The 23128-nt window shown below is 44.3% G+C and carries 22 protein-coding genes, 1 tRNA gene and 1 riboswitch; of the genes, 21 read left to right on the top strand and 2 right to left on the bottom strand.

The annotated features are described in order from the left end of the window. The first annotated feature begins 13 nt into the window (after nucleotides 1–13). From AS034_RS06655 to AS034_RS06630, 6 genes are all read left to right on the top strand, one after another. Entirely contained in the window at nucleotides 14–784 is a 771-nt protein-coding gene (locus AS034_RS06655; RefSeq protein ID WP_058297923.1) for an enoyl-CoA hydratase, read from the top strand. Nucleotides 785–927: 143 nt separating this feature from the next. After that, nucleotides 928–1701, top strand: a complete 774-nt coding sequence (locus tag AS034_RS06650; protein ID WP_058297922.1) for an electron transfer flavoprotein subunit beta/FixA family protein — start codon at nucleotides 928–930, stop codon at nucleotides 1699–1701. Nucleotides 1702–1767: 66 nt separating this feature from the next. Further along, nucleotides 1768–2748: an electron transfer flavoprotein subunit alpha/FixB family protein gene (locus AS034_RS06645; protein ID WP_058297921.1), complete on the top strand. Its 981-nt coding sequence runs from the start codon at nucleotides 1768–1770 to the stop codon at nucleotides 2746–2748. A 237-nt stretch (nucleotides 2749–2985) separates the two neighbouring features. Continuing rightward, nucleotides 2986–3306: a thioredoxin gene (gene trxA / locus AS034_RS06640; RefSeq protein WP_268876352.1), complete on the top strand. Its 321-nt coding sequence runs from the start codon at nucleotides 2986–2988 to the stop codon at nucleotides 3304–3306. An 87-nt stretch (nucleotides 3307–3393) separates the two neighbouring features. Further along, nucleotides 3394–5166, top strand: a complete 1773-nt coding sequence (gene uvrC / locus AS034_RS06635) for an excinuclease ABC subunit UvrC (RefSeq protein ID WP_058297919.1) — start codon at nucleotides 3394–3396, stop codon at nucleotides 5164–5166. Nucleotides 5167–5412: 246 nt separating this feature from the next. After that, a riboswitch (Lysine riboswitch) is annotated at nucleotides 5413–5591 on the top strand. 202 nt (nucleotides 5592–5793) lie between these two features. Continuing rightward, a complete protein-coding gene (locus AS034_RS06630) occupies nucleotides 5794–7032 on the top strand; it encodes an aspartate kinase (RefSeq protein WP_032087418.1) in 1239 nt (412 codons plus the stop codon). 185 nt (nucleotides 7033–7217) lie between these two features. On the opposite strand, the gene AS034_RS06625 is transcribed toward AS034_RS06630, so the two are convergent. Beyond that, complete coding sequence (locus tag AS034_RS06625) at nucleotides 7218–7655, bottom strand: YslB family protein (RefSeq protein ID WP_032087419.1); 438 nt, start codon at nucleotides 7653–7655, stop codon at nucleotides 7218–7220. Between the two features lie 347 nt (nucleotides 7656–8002). On the opposite strand from AS034_RS06625, the gene AS034_RS06620 reads away from it, so the two are divergent. The 7 genes from AS034_RS06620 (at nucleotide 8003) to racE (ending at nucleotide 14063) form a co-directional block, all read left to right on the top strand. Continuing rightward, nucleotides 8003–8611: a succinate dehydrogenase cytochrome b558 subunit gene (locus AS034_RS06620; protein ID WP_032087420.1), complete on the top strand. Its 609-nt coding sequence runs from the start codon at nucleotides 8003–8005 to the stop codon at nucleotides 8609–8611. Nucleotides 8612–8678: 67 nt separating this feature from the next. Further along, on the top strand, nucleotides 8679–10442 hold the full coding sequence (gene sdhA, locus AS034_RS06615; RefSeq protein WP_032087421.1) for a succinate dehydrogenase flavoprotein subunit: 1764 nt from the start codon (nucleotides 8679–8681) through the stop codon (nucleotides 10440–10442). Beyond that, the gene (gene sdhB / locus AS034_RS06610; RefSeq protein ID WP_058297918.1) at nucleotides 10442–11209 is read left to right on the top strand and encodes a succinate dehydrogenase iron-sulfur subunit; all 768 of its coding nucleotides are present in this window, start codon (nucleotides 10442–10444) and stop codon (nucleotides 11207–11209) included. Before sdhA ends, sdhB begins: the two co-directional genes overlap by 1 nt. A 485-nt stretch (nucleotides 11210–11694) precedes the next feature. After that, the gene (locus AS034_RS06605) at nucleotides 11695–12165 is read left to right on the top strand and encodes an acyl-CoA thioesterase (RefSeq protein WP_032087423.1); all 471 of its coding nucleotides are present in this window, start codon (nucleotides 11695–11697) and stop codon (nucleotides 12163–12165) included. Between the two features lie 148 nt (nucleotides 12166–12313). Next, nucleotides 12314–12538 carry a helix-turn-helix domain-containing protein gene (locus tag AS034_RS06600; RefSeq protein WP_032087424.1) on the top strand — a complete coding sequence of 75 codons (225 nt, stop codon included), beginning with the start codon at nucleotides 12314–12316 and terminating at the stop codon, nucleotides 12536–12538. A 256-nt stretch (nucleotides 12539–12794) separates the two neighbouring features. Beyond that, nucleotides 12795–13253 (top strand): MarR family winged helix-turn-helix transcriptional regulator, encoded by a 459-nt coding sequence (locus tag AS034_RS22690; protein ID WP_032087425.1) that lies wholly within the window; start codon nucleotides 12795–12797, stop codon nucleotides 13251–13253. Between the two features lie 9 nt (nucleotides 13254–13262). Then, the gene (racE, locus tag AS034_RS22685) at nucleotides 13263–14063 is read left to right on the top strand and encodes a glutamate racemase (protein WP_032087426.1); all 801 of its coding nucleotides are present in this window, start codon (nucleotides 13263–13265) and stop codon (nucleotides 14061–14063) included. A 242-nt stretch (nucleotides 14064–14305) separates the two neighbouring features. Here the strand turns inward: racE and AS034_RS22680 are convergent, their stop codons facing one another. Further along, complete coding sequence (locus AS034_RS22680) at nucleotides 14306–14449, bottom strand: hypothetical protein (RefSeq protein WP_156416138.1); 144 nt, start codon at nucleotides 14447–14449, stop codon at nucleotides 14306–14308. Between the two features lie 109 nt (nucleotides 14450–14558). Between AS034_RS22680 and AS034_RS06585 the strand changes: the two genes are divergently transcribed. The 8 genes from AS034_RS06585 to clpX all read left to right on the top strand — a co-directional run bounded on the left by AS034_RS06585 (nucleotide 14559) and on the right by clpX (nucleotide 23059). Further along, on the top strand, nucleotides 14559–15635 hold the full coding sequence (locus AS034_RS06585) for a GerMN domain-containing protein (protein ID WP_058297917.1): 1077 nt from the start codon (nucleotides 14559–14561) through the stop codon (nucleotides 15633–15635). A gap of 123 nt (nucleotides 15636–15758) precedes the next feature. Beyond that, nucleotides 15759–16496, top strand: coding sequence for a ribonuclease PH (gene rph, locus AS034_RS06580; RefSeq protein ID WP_032087428.1), 738 nt, complete (start codon nucleotides 15759–15761; stop codon nucleotides 16494–16496). A 13-nt stretch (nucleotides 16497–16509) separates the two neighbouring features. Then, nucleotides 16510–17106 (top strand): XTP/dITP diphosphatase, encoded by a 597-nt coding sequence (locus AS034_RS06575; protein WP_058298100.1) that lies wholly within the window; start codon nucleotides 16510–16512, stop codon nucleotides 17104–17106. A gap of 15 nt (nucleotides 17107–17121) precedes the next feature. After that, nucleotides 17122–17625 (top strand): metallophosphoesterase family protein, encoded by a 504-nt coding sequence (locus tag AS034_RS06570; protein WP_058297916.1) that lies wholly within the window; start codon nucleotides 17122–17124, stop codon nucleotides 17623–17625. A gap of 690 nt (nucleotides 17626–18315) precedes the next feature. Beyond that, nucleotides 18316–18392 (top strand) — tRNA-Arg (locus tag AS034_RS06565). Between the two features lie 124 nt (nucleotides 18393–18516). Then, nucleotides 18517–19527, top strand: a complete 1011-nt coding sequence (locus tag AS034_RS06560; RefSeq protein ID WP_058297915.1) for a tetratricopeptide repeat protein — start codon at nucleotides 18517–18519, stop codon at nucleotides 19525–19527. A gap of 161 nt (nucleotides 19528–19688) precedes the next feature. Next, complete coding sequence (gene tig, locus AS034_RS06555) at nucleotides 19689–20972, top strand: trigger factor (protein ID WP_058297914.1); 1284 nt, start codon at nucleotides 19689–19691, stop codon at nucleotides 20970–20972. An 815-nt stretch (nucleotides 20973–21787) separates the two neighbouring features. Then, a complete protein-coding gene (clpX, locus tag AS034_RS06545) occupies nucleotides 21788–23059 on the top strand; it encodes an ATP-dependent protease ATP-binding subunit ClpX (RefSeq protein WP_032087432.1) in 1272 nt (423 codons plus the stop codon). Nucleotides 23060–23128 lie beyond the last annotated feature (69 nt).

Genomic DNA, 23128 nt, shown 5'->3' with positions numbered 1-23128 from the left:
AGGAGGATGACACATGGAAAATTTATCTTGGACATTAGAAGGAAAGGTAGCGTATGTTACCATACAGCGGCCGCCTGCAAATGCACTTGCGAGCGGTCTCATCAGGGAGATCGATGCCGTTCTTGATGAACTTGAAGGAAATCCGGAAGTCCGGGTCATCCTGCTGAAAGGCGAAGGCCGATTCTTCTCTGCTGGAGCAGATATAAAAGAATTCACAACGATTGAAACAGGAGAGGAATTTTCTCAACTTGCAAAAAAAGGACAGGATGTTTTCGAGCGGATGGAAAACTTCTCGAAGCCTATCATCGCGGCCATTCACGGAGCTGCTTTGGGAGGCGGACTGGAACTCGCGATGGGCTGTCATATCCGCCTTGTCACTGAGAATGCAAAGCTTGGCCTTCCAGAACTTCAATTGGGGCTTGTCCCTGGGTTTGCGGGATCGCAGCGCCTTCCGAAGCTTGTCGGCAGGGCAAAGGCAGCAGAAATGCTTTTGACCAGCGAACCGATCAGCGGTACGGAAGCAGTCCAATGGGGACTTGCCAATAAAGCATACAAGGAAGAAGAGTTATTCGCCAAAGCGGAAGAAATGGCGAATAAAATCGCCAAGAAGAGCCCTGGCGCCATGAAAGCTGCAATCGAGCTTCTGAGCTATACAAAGGATGACAGATTCTATGAAGGGGTCATGAGGGAATCGGATCTTTTCGGAGATGTCTTTGTGTCCGATGATGCGAAAGAAGGCATTTCGGCATTCATAGAAAAGAGAGAACCTGATTTTAAAGGCTAGTAAACATTCTATTAATATAGTAAAATCATGATAAGGGCAGTGTGAAAACGTTATCATTTTACGCACTGCCCATTCAAAGGGGTTAAATTTTCAAAATCTTTTTAAGGGAAAGAATGTTTTCAATTATTAGGAGGGACTTAGGAATGAACATCTATGTACTTTTGAAAAGAACGTTTGATACTGAGGAGAAAATTTCGATCCAAAACGGTCAAATCGCAGAAGATGGGGCTGAATTCATTATAAATCCATACGATGAGTATGCAGTGGAAGAAGCGATTCAAGTCCGCGATGCCCACGGCGGTGAAGTGACAGTAGTGACTGTCGGTGGAGAAGAAAGTGAAAAACAATTAAGAACAGCTTTGGCAATGGGAGCAGATAAAGCTGTATTGATAAATACTGAAGATGATCTTGACTATGGAGATCAGTTTACAACTGCATCCGTTCTGTCTCAATACTTAAAGGACCAGGATGTTGACCTTATCCTTGCCGGTAATGTAGCAATCGACGGCGGTTCAGGCCAGGTAGGCCCGCGCGTAGCGGAGCAATTGGATATACCATACGTTACAACGATCACCAAACTTGAGATCGATGGTGAAACAGTGACGGTCACACGCGATGTCGAAGGTGACTCTGAAGTGATCGAAACTTCACTGCCTTTATTAGTAACTGCGCAGCAGGGATTGAATGAGCCGCGTTATCCATCCCTCCCTGGAATCATGAAGGCGAAGAAAAAGCCTCTTGAAGAATTGGAACTGGATGATTTAGATCTGGATGAAGATGATGTGGAAGCGAAGACAAAGACTATCGAAATCTACCTTCCGCCTAAGAAGGAAGCAGGTAAAGTATTGGAAGGCGAGCTTGATGTTCAGGTTTCAGAACTGGTTCAGCTTCTTCGCAATGAAGCGAAAGTAGTCTGATTTCGGAAGAGATCTCGTTTATAACATATCTATTCACACTCAACTAACACTCAGGGGGTATTTAACATGGCAAGAAAAGTATTGGTACTAGGAGAAGTCAGGGACGGATCATTGCGTAACGTGTCATTCGAAGCGATTGCTGCAGGTAAAACTGTTGCAGAAGGCGGCGAAGTCATCGGTGTTTTAGCCGGCAAAGAAGTAAGCGCTTTAGGCCAGGAAATGATCCAGTATGGTGCAGATAAAGTGATTGTTGTTGAACATGATAAGCTTGATCAATATACATCTGACGGTTATTCACAGGCATTGATGGCTGTAATCGGCCAGGAGAAGCCTGAAGGAATCATCTTCGGCCACACTGCATTAGGAAAAGACTTGTCTCCAAAACTTGCGAGCAAGCTCAGCACAGGACTGATTTCCGATGCAACGGACCTTGAAGAAGCGGGCGGAAACCTTGTGTTCACACGTCCGATTTACTCAGGGAAAGCGTTCGAAAAGAAAATCGTCACTGACGGGTTGATTTTTGCCACTATCCGTCCTAACAATATCGAACCATTGGCGAAGGACGAATCTCGTTCCGGAGATGTATCTTCACTATCCGTCGATATTACGGACTTACGCACCATCATCAAGGATGTTGTCCGTAAGGCAAGCGAAGGCGTCGATCTGTCTGAAGCAAAAGTCATCATTGCAGGCGGACGCGGAGTGAAGAGTGAAGACGGATTCGAACCTTTGAAAGAACTGGCTGACGTCCTCGGTGGAGCAGTCGGAGCATCACGAGGAGCATGCGATGCCGACTACTGTGATTACTCACTGCAAATTGGTCAGACTGGTAAGGTTGTAACGCCGGACCTTTATATTGCATGTGGAATCTCTGGGGCTATCCAGCACTTGGCGGGTATGTCGAACTCCAAAGTGATCGTGGCAATCAACAAAGATCCTGAAGCGAACATCTTCAACGTGGCAGACTACGGAATCGTGGGCGACCTTTTTGAAGTCGTGCCGATGCTCACGGAAGAGTTCAAGAAACTTAAAGTTTCATCTTCATAAACCGGACGTTTTAAAAACACATCCACGGGTAAATGAATAGTATAAGAAAATAAGGCAGTAGCCAGACGGCTACTCCTTATTTTTTCGCCCTGTATTCCGACAGAGGTTTTAAAAGTGTATTTTCTGAAGCGTTGCATAGAACGTTTTCGGAAGGGTATATTACCAACGAGCAGATTTATAGCACAGCCCTTTTATCGGTGATATACTTACGTTAGATTTCATGAAATTAGGAGGCATATACTTATGGCAATTACAAATGCTACTGACCAAAACTTTGTAAATGAAACAAACTCTGGACTTGTACTGGCTGACTTCTGGGCACCTTGGTGCGGACCTTGTAAAATGATCGCTCCTGTATTGGAAGAGCTTGACAGCGAAATGGGAGACAAAGTGAAAATCGTCAAAGTTGACGTTGATGAAAACCAGGAAACAGCTGGCAAGTACGGCGTAATGAGCATCCCTACACTTGTTGTTCTTAAAGACGGCGAAGTAGTGGATAAAGTAATCGGTTTCCAACCAAAAGAAGCTCTTGCTGAATTATTGAATAAACATGCTTAATGAGAAGTGATTGATTGAAAAGCCGGGGCATGGTGCCTCGGCTTTTCTTATTCCTTCGGTTATGATAGAAGAAGGGAGGGGAACTACGTGAATTCTGTCATTACCAATAAACTTGCCCTGCTGCCGGATCAGCCCGGCTGCTATCTGATGAAAGACAGGCAGGGCACGATTATTTATGTCGGGAAGGCAAAAGTACTGAAGAACAGGGTCCGGTCATACTTTACGGGCTCCCATGATGCGAAGACACAAAGGCTTGTCGGGGAAATAGAAGACTTTGAATATATCATGACATCTTCAGATCTTGAAGCCCTTGTGCTCGAAATGAATCTGATTAAAAAGTATGACCCGAAATACAACGTCATGTTAAAGGATGACAAAAGTTACCCTTTCATCAAATTGACCAATGAGCGTCATCCGCGGTTGATTACGACCCGCAAGGTACAGAGGGGAAAAGGAAAGTATTTCGGCCCCTACCCGAATGTGGGTGCGGCGAATGAAACGAAAAAGCTGCTTGACCGACTTTACCCGCTGCGTAAATGTACCACACTTCCTGACCGCGTCTGCCTCTATTACCATATGGGACAGTGCCTCGCCCCTTGTGTAAAAGAAGTGAGCAAAGAAACGTACAGGGAAATGACGGATGAAATTGCGAGATTCCTCAACGGAGGATACAAAGAAATCAAGAAAGAGCTTTCGGAAAAAATGAAGGAAGCTTCTGAAAATCTTGAGTTTGAACGGGCAAAGGAATTCCGGGATCAAATCCTTCATATAGAAGCAACGATGGAAAAGCAGAAGATGACTATGACCGACTTTACAGACCGGGATGTGTTTGGTTTCGCCGTCGATAAAGGCTGGATGTGTGTGCAGGTCTTCTTTGTGAGGCAGGGTAAATTGATTGAACGCGATGTTTCATTATTCCCTCTTTACAACGAACCTGAAGATGAATTCCTGACATTCCTTGGCCAGTTTTATTCAAAAGCAAACCATTTCAAGCCGAGAGAAATCTTTCTGCCGGAGGATATTGACGAAGAACTCGCCATGAAACTCCTTGAAGTGAAGATCACACAGCCGAAAAGGGGCAAGAAAAAAGAGCTGGTGAAATTGGCGGAGAAAAATGCCAAGCAGGCGCTTGATGAGAAGTTTGCCCTGATCGAGCGAGATGAGGAGAGGACGATCAAAGCGATTGAAAGTCTCGGCGAACAGATGGGGATCTACACCCCGTTCCGGATCGAAGCATTCGATAACTCGAATATACAAGGCTCCGCTCCGGTATCAGCGATGATTGTCTTCGTGGACGGAAAGCCTGCTAAAAAAGAATACCGTAAATACAAGATAAAGACCGTCAAAGGCCCGGATGATTATGACTCGATGCGGGAAGTGGTAAGAAGACGGTACTCGAGGGTATTGAAAGATGGTCTTCCGCTTCCGGACCTCATCATCATCGACGGAGGAAAAGGCCAGATCGAAGCGGCCCGTGAAGTGCTTGAAAATGAGCTGGGACTTGATATACCTTTAGGCGGCCTTGCCAAGGACGATAAACACCAGACATCCGAGCTCCTATATGGAAATCCCTTGCAGATCGTACCCCTGGAAAAACGCAGTCAGGAATTTTACCTGCTCCAGCGAATCCAGGACGAAGTCCACCGTTTCGCTATCACATTCCACCGCCAGCTGCACGGAAAAAGCGCCTTCCAATCCATCCTCGACGACATCGACGGAATCGGACCAAAGCGCAAAAAACAGCTTCTCAAACACTTCGGCTCCTTGAAAAAAATGAAAGAAGCAACGGCAGAGGAACTTCAGGACATCGGAATCCCTGAATCAGTGGCGAAAGTTTTGCATGAGAAACTAAACGAATAGGGTATATGGATAACGTTTAATTTGTTGGTTCATTTCCCATATCAAATAAGAAAGCCTGGACCAAGCGAGCTTGGTCCAGGCTTTCTTATTTGATATGGGACTTTTCAGCTCCGCTGAAAAGCGGGTGAAACGTTCGTTTCACCCGAATGACCCAAAAAATTTATCGCAATTTTATAAAAACCTCATTGCTTCCAATTTTTTCGTGTGCTATAATTATCGATAATTTAAAACATTATCACTTTCAAAAGTGGTGATAGAGGTGCGAACTTCAAGAGTACAGGCAAAGAGGAGTATGGGCTCCGATGAGATGTCTGGGAAGGGGAGATTCGCCGAAGTGGTATTGGACTCATACTAATCCCGCTGGTCCTGCGTTTAAGAAATGCAGGATTGTCAAGATGAATCAATCTTGGAGAGCTATCTCACAATGCCGATGAACGGATCAGTATTTTTTACTTTAAGTTCATAAGCAATGAGACCTCCATCTCATTGCTTTTTTTATTATCAGGCATGGGACTGCAGGAGGATGAAACAATATCCTCGCTGCAGCGGGATCTCAACAGTAGTCAGATGATTCTCTTCAAAAAATAAGATTCTATTTCTACACTCAAAGAGAAAGAAGGAGAAGCTGTGAGTATTATCGTTCAAAAATTCGGCGGGACATCTGTAGGATCTGTCGAAAAAATTCAAAATGTTGCGTCAAGAATTTTAGAAGAGAAGAATCGGGGAAATGACGTGGTCGTGGTCGTATCCGCCATGGGGAAAACTACGGATGCTCTAGTTGGAATGGCAAGGGAAATCACTTCACGCCCAAGTAAAAGGGAAATGGATATGCTGTTGTCGACTGGGGAACAGGTAACCATCTCACTATTGACAATGGCGCTGATCCAGGCCGGTCAGGAAGCCATTTCGTACACTGGATGGCAAGCGGGGATCGAGACGGAATCCGTCCACAGCAACGCACGCATCATAAATATTCATACAGAAAAGATGACAGCACAGCTGGAGAGCGGAAAAGTCGTGATCGTAGCAGGGTTTCAGGGTATGACGCCTTCAGGTGAAATCACTACGCTCGGCCGCGGGGGATCTGACACGACCGCAGTGGCAATCGCGGCTGCACTGAAAGCAGACCGGTGTGATATTTATACAGATGTGGACGGGGTCTATTCATCCGATCCCCGATATATAAAGGGTGCAAGGAAGCTGCCATCGATTTCGTATGACGAAATGCTCGAGCTTGCCAATCTGGGTGCAGGGGTCCTTCATCCAAGGGCTGTCGAGTTTGCGAAAAATTATCAAATCCCGCTGGAAGTGAGATCAAGCCTTGAAAAAGTAGAAGGTACGTACATTGAGGAGGAAGCAAGCATGGAACAGAATTTGGTGGTAAGAGGAGTCGCATTTGAAGATGAAATCGTAAGGGTGACAGTGTTCGGGCTCGGGAACGCATTGACAGGCCTCTCGTCCGTATTCACAACCCTGGCCAGGAATCATCTGAACGTGGACATCATCATTCAGAGCCAGACAGACAAGGATACAACGAATCTATCTTTTTCAATCAAGGAACATGACCTTGAAGAAGCCCTGTCTGTATTGGAGAAGAATCAGGATGAGCTCGGCTTCACGCATATCGAGCATGAACGAGATCTTGCCAAGGTATCAATCGTCGGTTCCGGAATGATCTCGAACCCGGGAGTGGCGGCAGAAATGTTCGAGGTCCTTGCTCAAAATGACATCATCGTCAAAATGGTCAGCACATCTGAAATCAAGGTGTCGGCCGTGGTCGATCAGGTGAATATGCAAAAAGCAGCAGGAGTGTTACATACGGCGTTCAAACTGGATGCTGTCAAAGTAGAAGAAGTGACATTGTAAGAAGAGCGGAAGCGTCTTGTCTTAGCCCGGCAAACGCTTCCTGTCCGACCAGAGAAGTCTTCTGTTTTCTTCGCATGCCGGACCGAAACGTCTAAAGGGACTGGGTCCGGCCAGTTTCAAATAAAAAGGGTTGACTCCTTAGGAGTCAACCCTTTCCCATTCATCTATTAACGGAGGCCGGCTGTTTATTCGACTTTATCTTTTTCATCCCAGCGAGCGATGATTTTTACGGACCGATTTCGTTTATGTATTTCGTCAGCTGCTTCAGTCGTGCATTTTTTTTGGAGCTGGATTTGTTCTGCAAGAAAGCCGGCTTCCAATTTAAATGAAACGTCTGAATTTAGAGACAGGCGTCTTTCGACAAATGCACCGCGGAGTTCAAAGGTCATTTCATTTTTCTTTTGTTCCACAACCGTCAATGTCCCCCAGCCTGCTTCTTCAAAAAAAGATGAATACTCATCAATTGATTGAAGGGGGAATTTTCTGGAGAGCTGCTTTCCGCCCCAATATAAGATTTCCGGGGTGTGCTTACCCAAGATGTCGGGGAGCAGGATATCCCTTATCATTTCATAGCCGAAAACCGGGACGGTTGGTTCATAAAGTTCTTCTTTTTTCTGTTCCAAATATATCCCCTCTTTCTATAAAACTATTATATACATGAAAAGTCGATTTATCATCCCAAACCTGAAAAATGAAAGTTGGGATATTTTGGCGGTATAATATTATTGGTTAATAATTAGAAAATTCTAATTATTGGAGGCGGATTTAATCGTGTTTAGTCGTTATCTCTAAATTAAAAATATTTTAGCGATATTGTCGAATTTATGTATACGTTTTCTTGACGCTCACACTCTATGGGAGTAAAATGAAACTTGTCACATAATTGTTACAACATAAAATATGTATCGTTGTCTAATGATGATGTTGATTAGAAAACGGCCTCATATTTTATGATTAAGGGGGGTAAATCATGGCTGGAAATCGAGAATTTAATTATCGCAGGCTTCATTCATTACTAGGTGTTATTCCAGTTGGATTATTTTTAACTCAACATTTAGTCGTGAACCATTTTGCAACTGGCGGGGAAGAATCATTCAATCAAGCGGCACATTTTATGGAAAGTCTGCCGTTCCGTTATTTCCTTGAGATCTTTATCATCTTCCTACCATTGTACTTCCATGCTATCTATGGAATCTACATTGCGTTCACATCCAAGAATAACGCCACCAAATTCGGTTATTTCCGCAACTGGATGTTCCTTCTGCAGCGCGTGTCAGGGGTAATCACGTTTATCTTTGTAACATGGCATGTATGGGAAACCAGAGTAGCTGCAGCGTTTGGAGCTGAAGTCAACTTCCAGATGATGGAGAATATTTTATCGAATCCATTAATGCTTGGTTTTTATGTAATCGGTGTATTATCCACGATCTTCCACTTTGCTAATGGCTTATGGTCATTCTGTGTAAGCTGGGGTATCACGGTTACACCGCGTTCTCAGTTAATTGCTACATATGTAACGATCGGAATTTTTGTAGCGTTATCAGTAGTTGGTATGCGCGCAATCTTCGCGTTTGTATAAGAGAAACAATTATAGAAGTCTGATAGATATCAGAAGGCAACTTCCGCAGGAAAAGGAGTGAGTCACGATGAGTAAAGGCAAAATTATTGTAGTCGGCGGCGGTTTAGCCGGCTTAATGGCCACAATCAAAGCAGCAGAAGTAGGAACGGAAGTGGATTTATTCTCACTTGTACCCGTTAAACGTTCTCACTCTGTTTGTGCTCAAGGTGGAATTAATGGAGCCGTAAACACAAAAGGGGAAGGCGATTCTCCTTGGGAACACTTTGACGATACAGTATATGGAGGGGATTTCCTTGCGAATCAGCCTCCGGTAAAAGCAATGACAGAAGCAGCACCGGGCATCATCCACTTGCTTGACCGCATGGGTGTCATGTTCAACCGTACGCCGGAAGGACTTCTTGATTTCCGACGCTTTGGCGGAACGCAGCATCACCGTACCGCATTTGCAGGTGCGACCACTGGACAGCAGCTTCTATATGCATTGGACGAGCAGGTCCGCCGCCATGAAGTGGCAGGTCTTGTAAATAAATTCGAAGGCTGGGAATTCCTCGGAGTGGTCGTGGACGACGATGGCGCTGCCCGCGGGATCGTTGCACAGAACCTTCAAACGATGGAAATCAAATCATTTGCGGCAGATGCTGTCATCATGGCGACAGGAGGACCCGGCATCATCTTCGGTAAGTCCACGAACTCTGTCATCAATACAGGGTCTGCAGCTTCAATCGTGTACCAGCAGGGTGCATATTATGCGAACGGTGAATTCATCCAGATTCACCCGACAGCCATCCCTGGTGACGATAAGCTTCGCCTCATGAGTGAATCTGCACGCGGTGAAGGCGGACGTGTATGGACGTATAAAGACGGTAAGCCTTGGTATTTCCTTGAAGAGAAGTATCCTGCTTACGGAAACCTGGTACCTCGTGATATCGCGACACGTGAAATCTTCGATGTGTGCGTGAATCAGAAGCTCGGTATTAATGGAGAAAACATGGTTTACCTTGATCTTTCCCATAAAGATTCCAAGGAACTTGATATCAAACTTGGCGGGATCATCGAAATCTATGAGAAATTCATGGGAGACGATCCGCGTAAAGTCCCAATGAAGATCTTCCCTGCCGTTCACTATTCAATGGGCGGACTTTGGGTTGATTATGATCAAATGACAAATATCCCTGGTCTTTTCGCTGCAGGGGAATGTGATTATTCCCAGCACGGTGCGAACCGTCTTGGAGCCAACTCACTGCTTTCAGCAATCTACGGCGGTATGGTAGCCGGACCGAATGCAGTCAAGTACATCCAAGGTCTTGAAAAGTCCGTAGAAAGTGTTCCTTCTTCCGTATTCGAACGCCACGTGCAGCAGGAAGAGGAAAAGTGGAACACGATCATGTCCATGAATGGAACCGAAAACGCGTATGTCATCCATAAAGAACTGGGTGAATGGATGACCGATAACGTAACGGTGGTCCGTCATAATGATAAACTGAAAGAAACAGACAATAAGATTCTTGAGCTTATGGAGCGATACAAGAATATCAACATCAACGATACGGCCAAATGGAGCAACCAAGGTGCCACGTTTACACGTCAACTGTGGAATATGCTTCAGCTTGCGCGTGTCATCACGATCGGTGCACTTAACCGTAACGAAAGCCGCGGAGCGCACTATAAGCCTGAATTCCCTGAGCGTAATGATGAGGAATTCCTCAAAACGACAATGGCAAAATATAATGCAGCAACGAATTCACCTGAGTTCCATTATGAAGAAGTCGACACAGGCATGATTGCACCGCGTAAGCGCGACTATTCTAAGAGTAAAGGGGGAAGTAAGTGATGAGTGAAAACAAGACTGTCCGTTTTATCATTACTCGTCAAGACGGCCCTGAATCCGCTCCTTACCAGGAAGAATTTGAACTGGCTTACCGCCCGAATATGAACGTCATTTCCGCCCTTATGGAAATCCGCCGTAACCCGGTCAATGCCAAGGGTGAAAAAACAACCCCGATCAACTGGGATATGAACTGTCTTGAGGAAGTCTGCGGAGCATGTTCAATGGTGATCAACGGAAAGCCTAGACAATCTTGTACTGCGCTTGTCGATCAGCTCGAACAGCCGATCCAATTGGCTCCGATGAAAACATTCCCGGTCGTGCGTGACCTGCAGGTCGACCGCAGCCGGATGTTCGACAGCCTGAAAAAAGTAAAGGCATGGATCCCGATCGACGGGACTTACGATCTTGGACCTGGTCCCCGCATGCCGGAGAAAAAACGTCAATGGGCTTATGAATTATCCAAATGCATGACATGCGGAGTATGCTTGGAAGCCTGCCCTAACGTAAACAGCAAGTCCAATTTCATCGGCCCTGCACCGCTTTCACAGGTTCGCCTTTTCAATGCACATCCAACAGGTGCCATGAACCAGGACGAACGTCTGGAATCAATCATGGGAGATGGAGGCCTTGCCAACTGCGGTAACTCCCAGAACTGCGTGCAATCTTGTCCGAAGGGAATCCCTTTGACAACTTCAATCGCAGCACTGAACCGCGAAACATCCTTCCAAATGTTCAAGAACTTCTTCGGAAGCGACCATATGGTAGATTAATTCCAAAAAGCACTTTCCTTCGGGGAAGTGCTTTTTTATTATGGTGCGGGAAGTTAGGAAGTTCTCTCGTTGTTTAAATATTTTTGTGGATGATGGGGTGAAATAAGTTTTTTGATAACCATTTTGTTGATTATGAACTACCTGATGTGAATTTTCAGGTGATTAAGCAGTTTGAAACGCTGAATTGAAGGGCTTTTTATGTTCGAGTCGAAGGAATCTTTTAATTTAGGTCAATAATCTTTCGAGTTTGGTCATTAATCTTTCAATTTTCACCTTTTTTCTTTCGATTCTGCGAATAATTCCATCACTTGGGAAATTAAGGAATCACACACTCCGCTGCCACAAAGGAAAAATTGTGCCTGTCCGGTGGTTCTTGGCAGGTTTTTAAAACTTAACGGTTCCTAAATGAAGTAAAAAAGATTATAATAAACAAAAAAGAATGAATATTCATTCATTTTATTATCTGCCTAAAAGGAGGAGCCATTTTGAAACACATTACATACATTAAAGACATAGACACATGGCAAGAAGAATTTCATTTCTCCATAGAAATCAAGGTTCGTTTTTCCGAGACGGATATGTTTGGACATCTGAACAATACTGTTCCATTTACATACTTCGAGGAAGCAAGAACCGACTTCTTTAAATATCAGGGATTCATGCAGGACTGGGTGAAGCCCGATCATGAAACGATCCCAGTCGTAGCAGACCTGCAGTGCGACTTCCTGAAGCAGGTCTACTTTGGCGAACGCTTGAATGTTTATGTGAAAGCGGCCACGGTAGGGAAATCTTCAGTCGACCTGCATTATATGGGCGTAAATGAAAAGCAAGATGTCTGCTTCGTTGGCAGAGGAACGATGGTACAGATTTCACGTAAGACGGGAAAAGGTGTCCCTTGGACGGAAGAGATGAGAAAGAAATTTGACTGTCCATCAGTCATGTCCTCCTCATCCTGAATACTGTGTGAATGAATCACTGCCTAATTTTTGAAATTACTTCTTCTCTATGTCACTCTAAACCGCACCTTCACATATGATATTCTGACGACCGACAATACCCATCCCCGCGGTTTAAAGCTGGCGAAGGCAAGGAGGGTTACCATAATTGAAGGACAATGATTTTACACACAAACCGTTGCTCACAAAGAGAGAAAAAGAAGTATTCGAGCTGTTAGTCCAGGATAAAACAACGAAAGAGATTGCTAGTGATCTTTTCATCAGCGAAAAAACAGTTCGAAATCATATTTCCAACGCCATGCAAAAGCTTGGAGTGAAGGGGCGCTCACAGGCAGTTGTAGAGCTTCTTCGCATGGGGGAACTCAAGCTTTAAAGTAAGGGGCTGATTCTTATGAACAATAATCCGGGTTATTTCACCGTTATTGTCCAAGTAAGAGTCAGTCTCTTTTAGTTTAGTGGTATACTGAACCTGCATCCTTTCTTTTCTTGAAATTTCCCCGGAAAAAAGAGAAAATGCTAGTAAGACTTATCCGGAATTGGCTATCGGCCGGTGATCGGCGATGGTGAATCCTTAGAAGTATACGAGAACATGTTAGATTAGTACTAGTCAGTCAAAGGAGAATTCGTTCATGAATAAAGAAGAAATCAAGTTGAAAGCAGATGTACAGGTGGTAGCAGATATAGAAAAAGACCTGCGTTACATATCTTCCATCATTAAACAAAAGGGGCGTGAAATTTTAAGCCAGTACACGCTTACGCCGCCTCAATTCATAGCGCTTCAATGGTTGTTTGAATACGGTGACATGACGATCGGCGACCTTTCCAATAAGATGTATCTTGCCTGCAGTACAACGACGGACCTGGTCGACCGCATGGAAAAGAATGAATTGGTCGAAAGAGTCAAGGATGAAAATGACCGACGGGTCGTCCGCATTCATATGTTAAAAGAGGGCGAAAGAATTATTGAGGAAGTCATTGAAAAAAGGCAGAATTATTTACAAAGTGTCCTTGAAGATTTTTCACAGGAAGAAGTAGAAGGTTTGAAAAGGAACTTGGCAAAACTGCACCAAGAAATGAAACCAGAGTGAGGGAATAAAGTGATTCAACCGATAGGCATCATAGATTCGGGTGTTGGCGGACTGACTGTCGCAAAAGAGGTCATGCGCCAACTGCCTAAAGAAACCATCTATTATCTGGGTGATACAGCAAGATGTCCATACGGACCGCGGTCGGCAGAAGAAGTGAAGGAATTCACCTGGCAGATGACGGAGTATCTGCTGCAGTACGATATGAAGATGCTCATCATTGCCTGCAATACTGCGACTGCAGTCGTATTGGATGAAATCCAGACTCAATTGGATATCCCGGTCATTGGAGTCATCCATCCGGGTGCGAGAGCTGCGATCAAGCACACATACAACAGAAAAATCGGGGTGCTCGGAACCATCGGGACCATAAACAGCGGGGCGTACGAAGAAGCACTGCACTCGCTGCACGGAAGCCTTGAGGTAAGCCCTCTTGCCTGTCCGAAATTTGTCCCTCTAGTGGAAAGCGGCGAGTATAACAGCCCCACAGCCGATCGCATCGTGGAGGAGACACTCTCTACCATGAAGGATTCGGATATTGACACCTTGATCCTGGGCTGCACGCACTACCCGCTCCTGCAGTCGAAAATTCAGGAGTATATGGGGAATGCGGTCAGTGTCATAAGTTCAGGTGACGAGACGGCCAGGGAAATCAGCACGATCCTGGACTACTACAACCTATTATACAGAGGGATCAAAGTGCCCGAGCACCGATTCTTCACGACGGGTTCATCTTTTCTTTTTTCACAAATTGCCTCTGATTGGCTGAATATAGGTGAAATCCGCGCTGAAACCATCCGGCTTCAAGACTGAGTGTCTTGGCTGGATGGTTTTATTTTTTCCTTGGTCGCGGATGTCTCACGTCATTTTGATAATAAACATTGCTGTTTGAAATAAAATTACCCTTTTGGTATTAACAGACCATTTTCAATAATAACGAGGCTTATAAGAAAATTCTCGATAATAAAAAGTCGATAATAAACTTTAAATTTACGATAATTAATTCTTCATTTTCGATAATACTCCTTGTTTCCTTAACGGATTTTCAAAGTATTTCAGATGAAATACACAGCAATAAGAAATTCGGTGTCCAAAGGGATTGTATTTGTCCGCTTATAAGGATAAACAGTTGTGAATATGCTGTTTTTCTTCAATACTCGTTCCGGATTATGCAGCGCTTTCATCATTGTCATTTCCATTTCTGTAACCTCCTGAAAAAGTTTGTCTTCATTTCTAAAAAGTTTCGGTCTATTTCTGGACAGGGGCTCGTATATATGTAGTACAAACTGTCTTTTAGGAGGTTTCACGATGTCAAAAAAAGCGAAAGTTTCAATTGCTGTAACGGTGTTAGCATCTTCTGTGTATCTTTCAGGGTGCGGGCTGTTAAGTTTCGGGGATAAAGAAAAGATCGATCCGCCGCAGGATGTTTCTTACTTAAAAGAAGGTGAAAAGGTAGATACCGCTAAGAAAGAAGGGGAAGGGAAAGAAACGGCAGGCAAAGAGGAAGCTGCCGAGGAAACAGTCATGACAGAACTGTATCTCATCGATAAAAACGGGTATGTGGTCTCGCAGTCACTACCGCTTCCAAACAATGAGAGTGTTGCCAAGCAGGCACTTGAATATCTGGTGAAAAACGGTCCAGTAGAGAATGTCCTTCCAAATGGTTTCCGGGCTGTACTGCCTGCGGATACCCAGGTGACGGTAGACATCAAGGACGGCAAAGCGATAGCGGATTTCTCTCCTGAGTTCAATAACTACCAGCCTGAAGATGAGCAGAAGATCCTGCAATCCGTCACATGGACCCTGACTCAATTTGACTCGGTAGAAAAAGTCGAGCTTCGTGTGAACGGTTATCCATTAACGGAAATGCCTGTTAACGGCACGCCAATCGATGAATCCGGATTATCGAGGAAAATGGGGATCAATGTGGATACGAGCGGAGTCGCGGATCCTACGAGTACAAAGCCGGTAACCGTTTATTATGTGTCGCAGACTGATTCCGGGACGTACTATGTTCCTGTGACCAAGCGTGTAAGCTCGAATGAATCGGATGAAGTGAAAGCCGTGGTGCAGGAACTGATCGAAGGCCCTGGATACGGTTCATCTCTAGCCAGTGATTTCACTGGTGCAGAACTTCTGGATGATCCGTCCTTGAAAGATGGGACAGTGACGCTGAATTTCAATGAAGCGGTTTACGGAAGCCTCGAAGAAAAGGTTGTCTCCGAACATATGCTGAATTCACTGGTCCTTTCATTGACAGAACAAAAAGGAATCAAAGGGGTATCGGTACTGGTGGAAGGTGAAGCGACAACCGTGAGCAAAGACGGTGAACCTGTCACAGAGCCGGTCACCCGCCCTGAAAATGTTAATGCAATTAGTTTTTAAATGATCATTTTTTGATATACTATTATAGAATCATGAAAAAAGAGGTTGGCTGATGCCGCCTCTTCTTCTTTTGAGAAGGAATATATACATATGAATGAAAACGATTTATACAGGAGGATAAATATGAGAGCAGATGGAAGAGAAAAGAATCAATTGCGTGAAGTGAAAATCGAAACAGGATATGTGATGCATCCAGAAGGATCTGTGCTGATCACGGTGGGGAATACAAAGGTGATCTGTAACGCAAGCATCGAAGACAGGGTGCCTCCTTTTTTGAGAAACAGCGGCAAAGGCTGGATTACAGCAGAGTATTCCATGCTGCCGAGGGCGACGGAATCGAGAAATATCCGTGAATCTTCGAAAGGCAAGATTTCAGGACGGACGATGGAAATTCAACGCTTGATCGGACGCGCCTTGAGGGCGGTCGTGGATCTGGATGCGATTGGAGAAAGGACGATCTGGATTGATTGTGATGTCATTCAGGCGGACGGAGGAACAAGAACCGCTTCCATTACAGGGGCATTCGTCGCAATGGCGATTGCACTTGGGAAATTACAGGACAGCAAAAAAATCTCCCGTTTCCCGCTGAAAAGCTATTTGGCAGCGACAAGTGTAGGAATCATAGAAGAACATGGTTCTGTACTCGACCTAAATTATATTGAAGACAGCAAAGCACTTGTTGACATGAATATCATCATGACCGGCGAAGGGGAATTCGTTGAGCTGCAGGGTACAGGTGAAGAAGCTACGTTCACAATGAATCAGCTCCATGAAATGCTGGAGCTTGGACAGGAAGGAATTCAGGAATTGTTCGAGATGCAAAAAAATGCACTTGGGGAAATCGCCCAAAGAATTCAATAAAGGCGGTGCAGTTATGACGAAGAAGGTAATAATCGCGACCAGGAATCAAGGAAAAGCAAAGGAATTTCAGAATATGTTTGCTCCCCACGGTTATGAGGTACAAACACTACTAGACATGCCTCAAATCGATGATGTCGAAGAAACAGGAACGACTTTTGAAGAGAACGCGATTTTGAAAGCAGAAACAGTAGCGAAAGAGCTCGGTGTACTGGTGATTGCTGATGATTCCGGTTTGGCGATCGATGCATTGGAAGGAAGACCGGGGGTTTACTCGGCAAGATATGCCGGTGAAGAAAAAAATGATGAGGCCAATATGGACAAGGTCCTGGCGGAATTAAAAGATGTTCCCGGCGGTGAAAGAAATGCAAGATTCCATTGTGTGCTTGCGATTGCGGGCCCCCATATGGAGACGCGCACGGTAAACGGCACATGCGAAGGACAGATTCTCCAGGAACGACGGGGAAGCAACGGGTTCGGCTATGATCCGATCTTTTTCATCCCTTCGCTCGGCAGGTCGATGGCTGAACTCACACAGGAAGAGAAAAGCAGAATCAGTCACCGGGGCAATGCTCTTGAGAAATTGAGGCCAATGATCAAAGACTTTGATTAAAAGGGTGATAAGAAGATGAAGCTTTTAGTTGTCAGCGACAGCCATGGTTCGAAAAGTGAGATTAAAGAGCTGGCTGAGAAATATGACGGTGAAGTAAACGCAATGATTCACTGCGGTGATTCGGAACTCAGTGCCGATGATGCCGCTCTTACACCTTACCTGGCTGTTCGCGGAAATTGTGACATGGATGCCCGTCTGCCCGAAGATCTGATCGAAGAAGTCGACGGAGAGACGATCCTCGTTACTCACGGACATTTATATGGAATCAAGATGTCCTTGATGAAGCTGCGGTATAAAGCAGAGGAGTCGGGTGCCAAATTCGTCTTTTTCGGGCATTCCCATACGCTCGGAGCCGAAATCGCGGGCGGCACTCTTTTCCTGAATCCGGGAAGTATCCTGCTGCCGCGCGGGAGACAAGAGCGGACGTACGCTTTGGTCGATGCTTCTGATCATTCGATTAAGGTGCAATTCTTGACCCATGAACATGAACTGGTTGAGGAACAGGAGTTCAGCGAGTAAAGTTCTGATGTGAAAAGGGAGCCTTCTTTCATTAGGAGGTTCTTTTTTTCTCTTTTCTTAGAGGAAAGAAAAGGATATAATAAAAAGGTGAAGCGGATGGAAGATGATAAAAACAGTTAATAAACTTTTTTTGAAAATGTATTGACTTCTATATGCTATGTGAATATAATAAATATTGTCCTTAAAAAACACGTCCCAGTAGCTCAGCAGGATAGAGCAACGGCCTTCAAGAATAGGAGCCTCTATTAGGGAAACAGAAACCTATAGAGTGGACGACACTATATCGGTGAAGCCTTAACAGATAATGCTGATGGTAATACCGAGGAAACTTACGACCAAAATTTGGTGAAAGAATCTCGAATGGTTTAACGGTAGAGATTCTGTATTATGCTTATAGCATCGTGAGGTTCCGTAGAGACTACACGTGTCGCACCTGAAATGGTGAAGATATAGTCCAGACCACAAACAGCGACTCCATGCTGGTGCCGAAAGTCATAGTGGTAAGCTAAGCCGTCGGTCGGGAGTTCGAATCTCTCCTGGGACGCCACTATCATTACATACATACCTTGACATCACAGGGTTTGACAAATAAGGGATACTGACACAGCCTGGTTGTGGGGTATCTTTTTTTTATCCGAATATATCGCTTGATAACTGATCTTCTCTGAGTTATCCTGTTATATAGATCATGTCCCAGTAGCTCAGCAGGATAGAGCAACAGTTTCCTAAACTGTAGGTCGGGAGTTCGAATCTCTTCTGGGACGCCACTAATCTTACATACACTAAGTCTGCCGATCCGGCAGGCTTTTTTTCTATTTGGGCTTATCTTTGTTTTCTCCAATCTCTCATGCTACACTATTACCATCTTTATTACGTATAGGGGTACTAACTATGACAAATAAAAACAATGAGGAAAAAGGGAAGGTCCTGCAATTTCCAGGATTGAAGGAGAGGCTTCTTGAAAAGGGCGTACAAGCCCTCGAAAATGGTGAAATACAGGAATCAGCCGACCTTTTGACCCAGGCGTATGAAATGGATCCAGAAAATCCCGATATCAATACGGCGCTGGTATTGGCTCTTTATGAAAACAAACAATATGACGAAGCGAAAGTGATCTGCAAAGTAATGCTCCTAGAAGGGATCGGGGAATACTTCGAGGTGGTCGATATGTACTTGATGATCCTTATTCAGCTGCATCAGCATCAAGATGTCGTCGATACGATCCACGCTCTCTTCGATGAAAAAGAAGTGCCATTCGAGAAAGAAGAGCATTTCAAGAAGCTTTTGCACTTCAGCGAGAAAGTCCTTGATGGAAAAGAACCCGTCTCCCGGATGGATGAAGAATCCGAGATTCCAGAGACCTCGATTTTAAAAGATAAAAGCCTTGAGGAACAGACGCTGATAGCCGCACAGCTCGTACATCAAAATATCCGTCCCTACCTGCAGGAACTGTTGTCCTGCTTAAGGGAAGGGAACACTCATCCTTTTTTACAATCGATGATCCTGAATGTACTGCGGGAACACGGATATGATAAGGAAATTTCAATAATTAAACTGAACACGGAAGTGAAGGTGACACCTTCGGAACTTCAAGATGTTTTTGAGACAGAAACGTTTAAGAACGTGGCTGAAGAATTGGAAGAGCTGCTTTCGCAGCGCAATCCAACTTTATATCAACATGCGCTGGAACTGGTAAAGAGGCATTGTTTTCTGCTGTATCCATTAGAGATGCAAGAGGAGCCAGGGAATATCGCCATGGTTTATGCAAGTGCTGTAGCGGAAATGTTCGCGGATTCGATTCTGCTTGAAGAATTGAACGTTGAAATGGAACACTGCTGTGAATGCGAGAACCTTATGGAACAGCTGAAAGCCCTAGAGGAAATTTCTTCACCCACAATTTAAATGCTCTCTGTTGAAAGAATGAGGCTGTATGTTATAATATAATGGTTGCAATAGAATAGATTTTTATATATTTACGATGATAGTGCTAGATTTATACAAAGGACTATCTACTACTATGCGTAAAAAATTTGAATCAAATATAGATTGTTGGAGGGAACAGTATGTCTGCAAAATGGGAAAAGCAAGAAGGTAACCAAGGAGTACTTACAATCGAAGTAGATGCTGCGAAAGTGAACGAAGGTTTGGACGCTGCATTCAAAAAAGTTGTAAAACAAGTAAATGTACCAGGATTCCGTAAAGGTAAAATGCCTCGCGGTATGTTCGAAAAACGCTTCGGCGTAGAAGCACTATACCAGGATGCACTTGACTTCATCTTACCTGATGCATATGCTCAAGCAATCGAAGAAACGGGTATCGAGCCAATCGACCGCCCTGAAATTGATGTTGAGCAAATGGAAAAAGGCAAAGACTTGATCTTCACTGCGAAGGTTCAAGTAAAGCCTGAAGTGAAACTTGGGGACTACAAAGGTCTTGAAGTAGAAAAAATGGATGCTGAAGTAAAAGCTGAAGACGTTGAAGCTGAACTTACTTCTCTTCAAGAAAAACAAGCCGAGCTTGTTGTGAAAGAAGAAGGAAAAGCTGAAGAAGGCGACACAGTGACAATGGATTTCGAAGGATTCGTTGACGGTGAAGCGTTCGAAGGCGGACAAGCTGAAAACTACTCTCTAGAACTCGGTTCTGGACAATTCATTCCAGGTTTCGAAGAGCAACTAGTTGGAGCGGCTGCTGGTGAAGAGAAGGAAGTAGAAGTTACATTCCCTGAAGAATACCATGCTGCTGAGCTTGCAGGAAAAGCTGCAACGTTCAAAGTGAAACTTCACGAAATCAAAACAAAAGAACTTCCTGCTTTAGACGATGAATTCGCTAAAGATGCTGACGAAGAAGTTGAAACATTGGCTGAACTAAAAGAAAAAATCGAAAAGCGCCTTCAAGAATCCAAGAAGAACGAAGCTGAAACAGCAGTTCGTGAAGCGCTTGTAGAAAAAGCTTCAGAAAATGCAGAAGTTGAAATCCCAGAAGTAATGGTTAACAGTGAAGTGGACCGCATGATGCAAGAGTTCGGTCAACGCCTTCAAATGCAAGGTATGAACCTTGATCTTTACTTCCAATTCTCTGGTCAGACAGAAGAAGATCTTCGCGCACAAATGACTGAAGATGCCGGCAAGCGTGTACGCACGAACTTGACTCTTGAAGCAATCGCTGCAGCTGAAAATCTTGAAGTTTCTGATGAAGAAGCTGAAGAAGAAGTGAATAAAATGGCTGAGCAGTACAACATGTCAGCTGACAACATCAAGCAGGCCCTAGGCGGACTTGATACACTTAAAGCGGACCTTAAAGTACGCAAAGCACTCGAATTCCTTGTTGATAACAGCAAAGAAGCATAATAATAAATACAAAACAAGGCGCGATTCGCGCCTTGTTTTGTACAATTAAAAGAAGTCATCTTAGATAGTATGGTTCATACATAACATATTTTGAAGCATGTAATTGTTATTAGGCTTTTCCAGCTTTTGATTAGAGTGCAGGACGAGACTCCTGCGGGAGAAGTGGCCAATGTGAGACGTGTCCAGCTCCGGCGGCTAGCCCCTCGAGGTCATAAGCTAAATGGGCCAAGAAGGCAAAAGACGCCTTCCCGCCCCATTCATCTTATGCTTGTCGGGGCTGAACGAGCCGCCTACGCTTTTCTTTTTGTCCAGCTACAGGGCTTAGAGGCATATGTCATTAGTCAACTCGTCCAAGAAGGCAAAGAACGCCTTCGCGGCCGATTCGCCTTATGCCAATTGCCTCTGGGCAAAGCCCTTCCGTTTTTCTACCCGGAGGCTCACCAACCGCCCGCGGAAAGCGAAGTCTTGCACGGAAATCAACAGCGTCAATATAAGAACAAAATATCGTTTAAAGATTTTCAACAGAGGAAAAAAGAATAATAACCTGCAAATATGGACAAACCTTAATAGCAGGGACAAAATTAAAACCACATACTTGCAACTCTTCTTTCATTAACAAATACATAAAAACATTTAAGTAAAATATTTGCTAAAATGTCCGATACATAATAAGATGATTCTTAAGAATCGTATAATTTTTTCGCGAACATATACTGTGTTAAAATGCAATACATAACTTAGTGGAGAAGATAGCAAGTTCTCGGTCGTCCATTAACAAATGGATTCAAGAAGTATTAATGAAGGGGTGAAAGGCATTGTTTAAATTTAACGATGAAAAAGGACAGCTGAAATGTTCTTTTTGCGGAAAAACGCAAGATCAAGTGCGTAAATTAGTAGCAGGACCAGGTGTATACATCTGTGACGAATGCATCGAGCTCTGCACCGAAATCGTAGAAGAAGAGCTTGGTACAGAAGAAGAAGTGGAATTCAAGGACGTTCCTAAACCGAAGGAAATCCGCGAAATCCTCGATGAATACGTCATCGGACAGGATCAGGCTAAAAAGTCGCTGGCCGTTGCCGTTTATAATCACTACAAACGCATCAACTCCAGCAGCAAAGTGGATGATGTGGAACTTTCTAAAAGTAATATCGCCATGATCGGGCCTACAGGGAGCGGTAAGACATTGCTTGCTCAGACTCTTGCCCGTATCCTGAATGTTCCATTTGCCATTGCTGATGCTACTTCTCTTACAGAAGCCGGCTATGTTGGTGAAGATGTTGAGAACATTCTATTAAAGCTGATCCAGGCTGCTGATTATGATGTGGAGAAAGCTGAAAAAGGCATTATCTACATCGATGAAATTGATAAAGTGGCAAGAAAATCAGAGAATCCTTCCATCACTAGAGATGTTTCCGGGGAAGGCGTACAACAGGCGTTATTGAAAATTCTTGAAGGAACGGTTGCAAGCGTGCCGCCACAAGGAGGGCGTAAGCATCCTCATCAGGAATTTATTCAAATCGATACGTCCAATGTCCTGTTCATTTGCGGAGGTGCATTTGATGGCATTGAACAAATCATTAAACGCCGCCTTGGCCAAAAGGTCATCGGTTTCGGTTCCGACCCTAAAAATGCCGAAGTGAAAGAAGATAAGTCACTTCTTTCTAAAGTGGTACCTGAAGACTTATTGAAATTCGGTCTGATTCCTGAATTCATCGGGCGTCTTCCAGTGATTTCAAGTCTTGAACCGCTTGATGAAGAAGCATTGGTTGAAATTCTGACAAAACCTAAAAATGCATTAGTGAAACAATATCAAAAAATGCTTGAACTTGATGATGTTGAATTGGAATTCACAGACGATGCTCTGCTTGAAATTTCGAAAAAAGCAATCGAGCGCAAAACTGGTGCCCGCGGGCTTCGTTCCATCATCGAGACCATGATGCTTGATGTGATGTTCGATCTTCCTTCCCGTGACGATATCAAAAAATGTATCATCACGAAAGAAACGATTCTCGAAGATGCATCACCGCAGCTCGTTCTCGAAGACGGCACAGTCATCGATCCAAACGAAGAAAAAACATCTGCTTAATAGCTTCTCAAAGCCCGGAATGATTTATCATTCCGGGCTTTGTTTCATTTAATCTTTAATTTTTAATAA

Source organism: [Bacillus] enclensis (assembly GCF_001456935.1).
Taxonomy (GTDB): Bacteria; Bacillota; Bacilli; order Bacillales; family Bacillaceae_B; genus Rossellomorea; species Rossellomorea enclensis.
This window is presented reverse-complemented; position numbering and strand designations above follow the sequence as displayed.

Excerpts from the sequence above, each read along its gene's own strand:
- AS034_RS06655 (WP_058297923.1), top strand. The coding sequence starts at position 14 with ATGGAAAATTTATCTTGGACATTAGAAGGAAAGGTAGCGTATGTTACC.
- AS034_RS06650 (WP_058297922.1), top strand. The coding sequence starts at position 928 with ATGAACATCTATGTACTTTTGAAAAGAACGTTTGATACTGAGGAGAAA.
- AS034_RS06645 (WP_058297921.1), top strand. The coding sequence starts at position 1,768 with ATGGCAAGAAAAGTATTGGTACTAGGAGAAGTCAGGGACGGATCATTG.
- AS034_RS06620 (WP_032087420.1), top strand. The coding sequence starts at position 8,003 with ATGGCTGGAAATCGAGAATTTAATTATCGCAGGCTTCATTCATTACTA.
- sdhA (WP_032087421.1), top strand. The coding sequence starts at position 8,679 with ATGAGTAAAGGCAAAATTATTGTAGTCGGCGGCGGTTTAGCCGGCTTA.
- sdhB (WP_058297918.1), top strand. The coding sequence starts at position 10,442 with ATGAGTGAAAACAAGACTGTCCGTTTTATCATTACTCGTCAAGACGGC.
- AS034_RS22690 (WP_032087425.1), top strand. The coding sequence starts at position 12,795 with ATGAATAAAGAAGAAATCAAGTTGAAAGCAGATGTACAGGTGGTAGCA.
- AS034_RS22680 (WP_156416138.1), bottom strand. The coding sequence starts at position 14,449 with ATGGAAATGACAATGATGAAAGCGCTGCATAATCCGGAACGAGTATTG.
- AS034_RS06585 (WP_058297917.1), top strand. The coding sequence starts at position 14,559 with ATGTCAAAAAAAGCGAAAGTTTCAATTGCTGTAACGGTGTTAGCATCT.
- rph (WP_032087428.1), top strand. The coding sequence starts at position 15,759 with ATGAGAGCAGATGGAAGAGAAAAGAATCAATTGCGTGAAGTGAAAATC.
- AS034_RS06575 (WP_058298100.1), top strand. The coding sequence starts at position 16,510 with ATGACGAAGAAGGTAATAATCGCGACCAGGAATCAAGGAAAAGCAAAG.
- AS034_RS06570 (WP_058297916.1), top strand. The coding sequence starts at position 17,122 with ATGAAGCTTTTAGTTGTCAGCGACAGCCATGGTTCGAAAAGTGAGATT.
- AS034_RS06560 (WP_058297915.1), top strand. The coding sequence starts at position 18,517 with ATGACAAATAAAAACAATGAGGAAAAAGGGAAGGTCCTGCAATTTCCA.
- tig (WP_058297914.1), top strand. The coding sequence starts at position 19,689 with ATGTCTGCAAAATGGGAAAAGCAAGAAGGTAACCAAGGAGTACTTACA.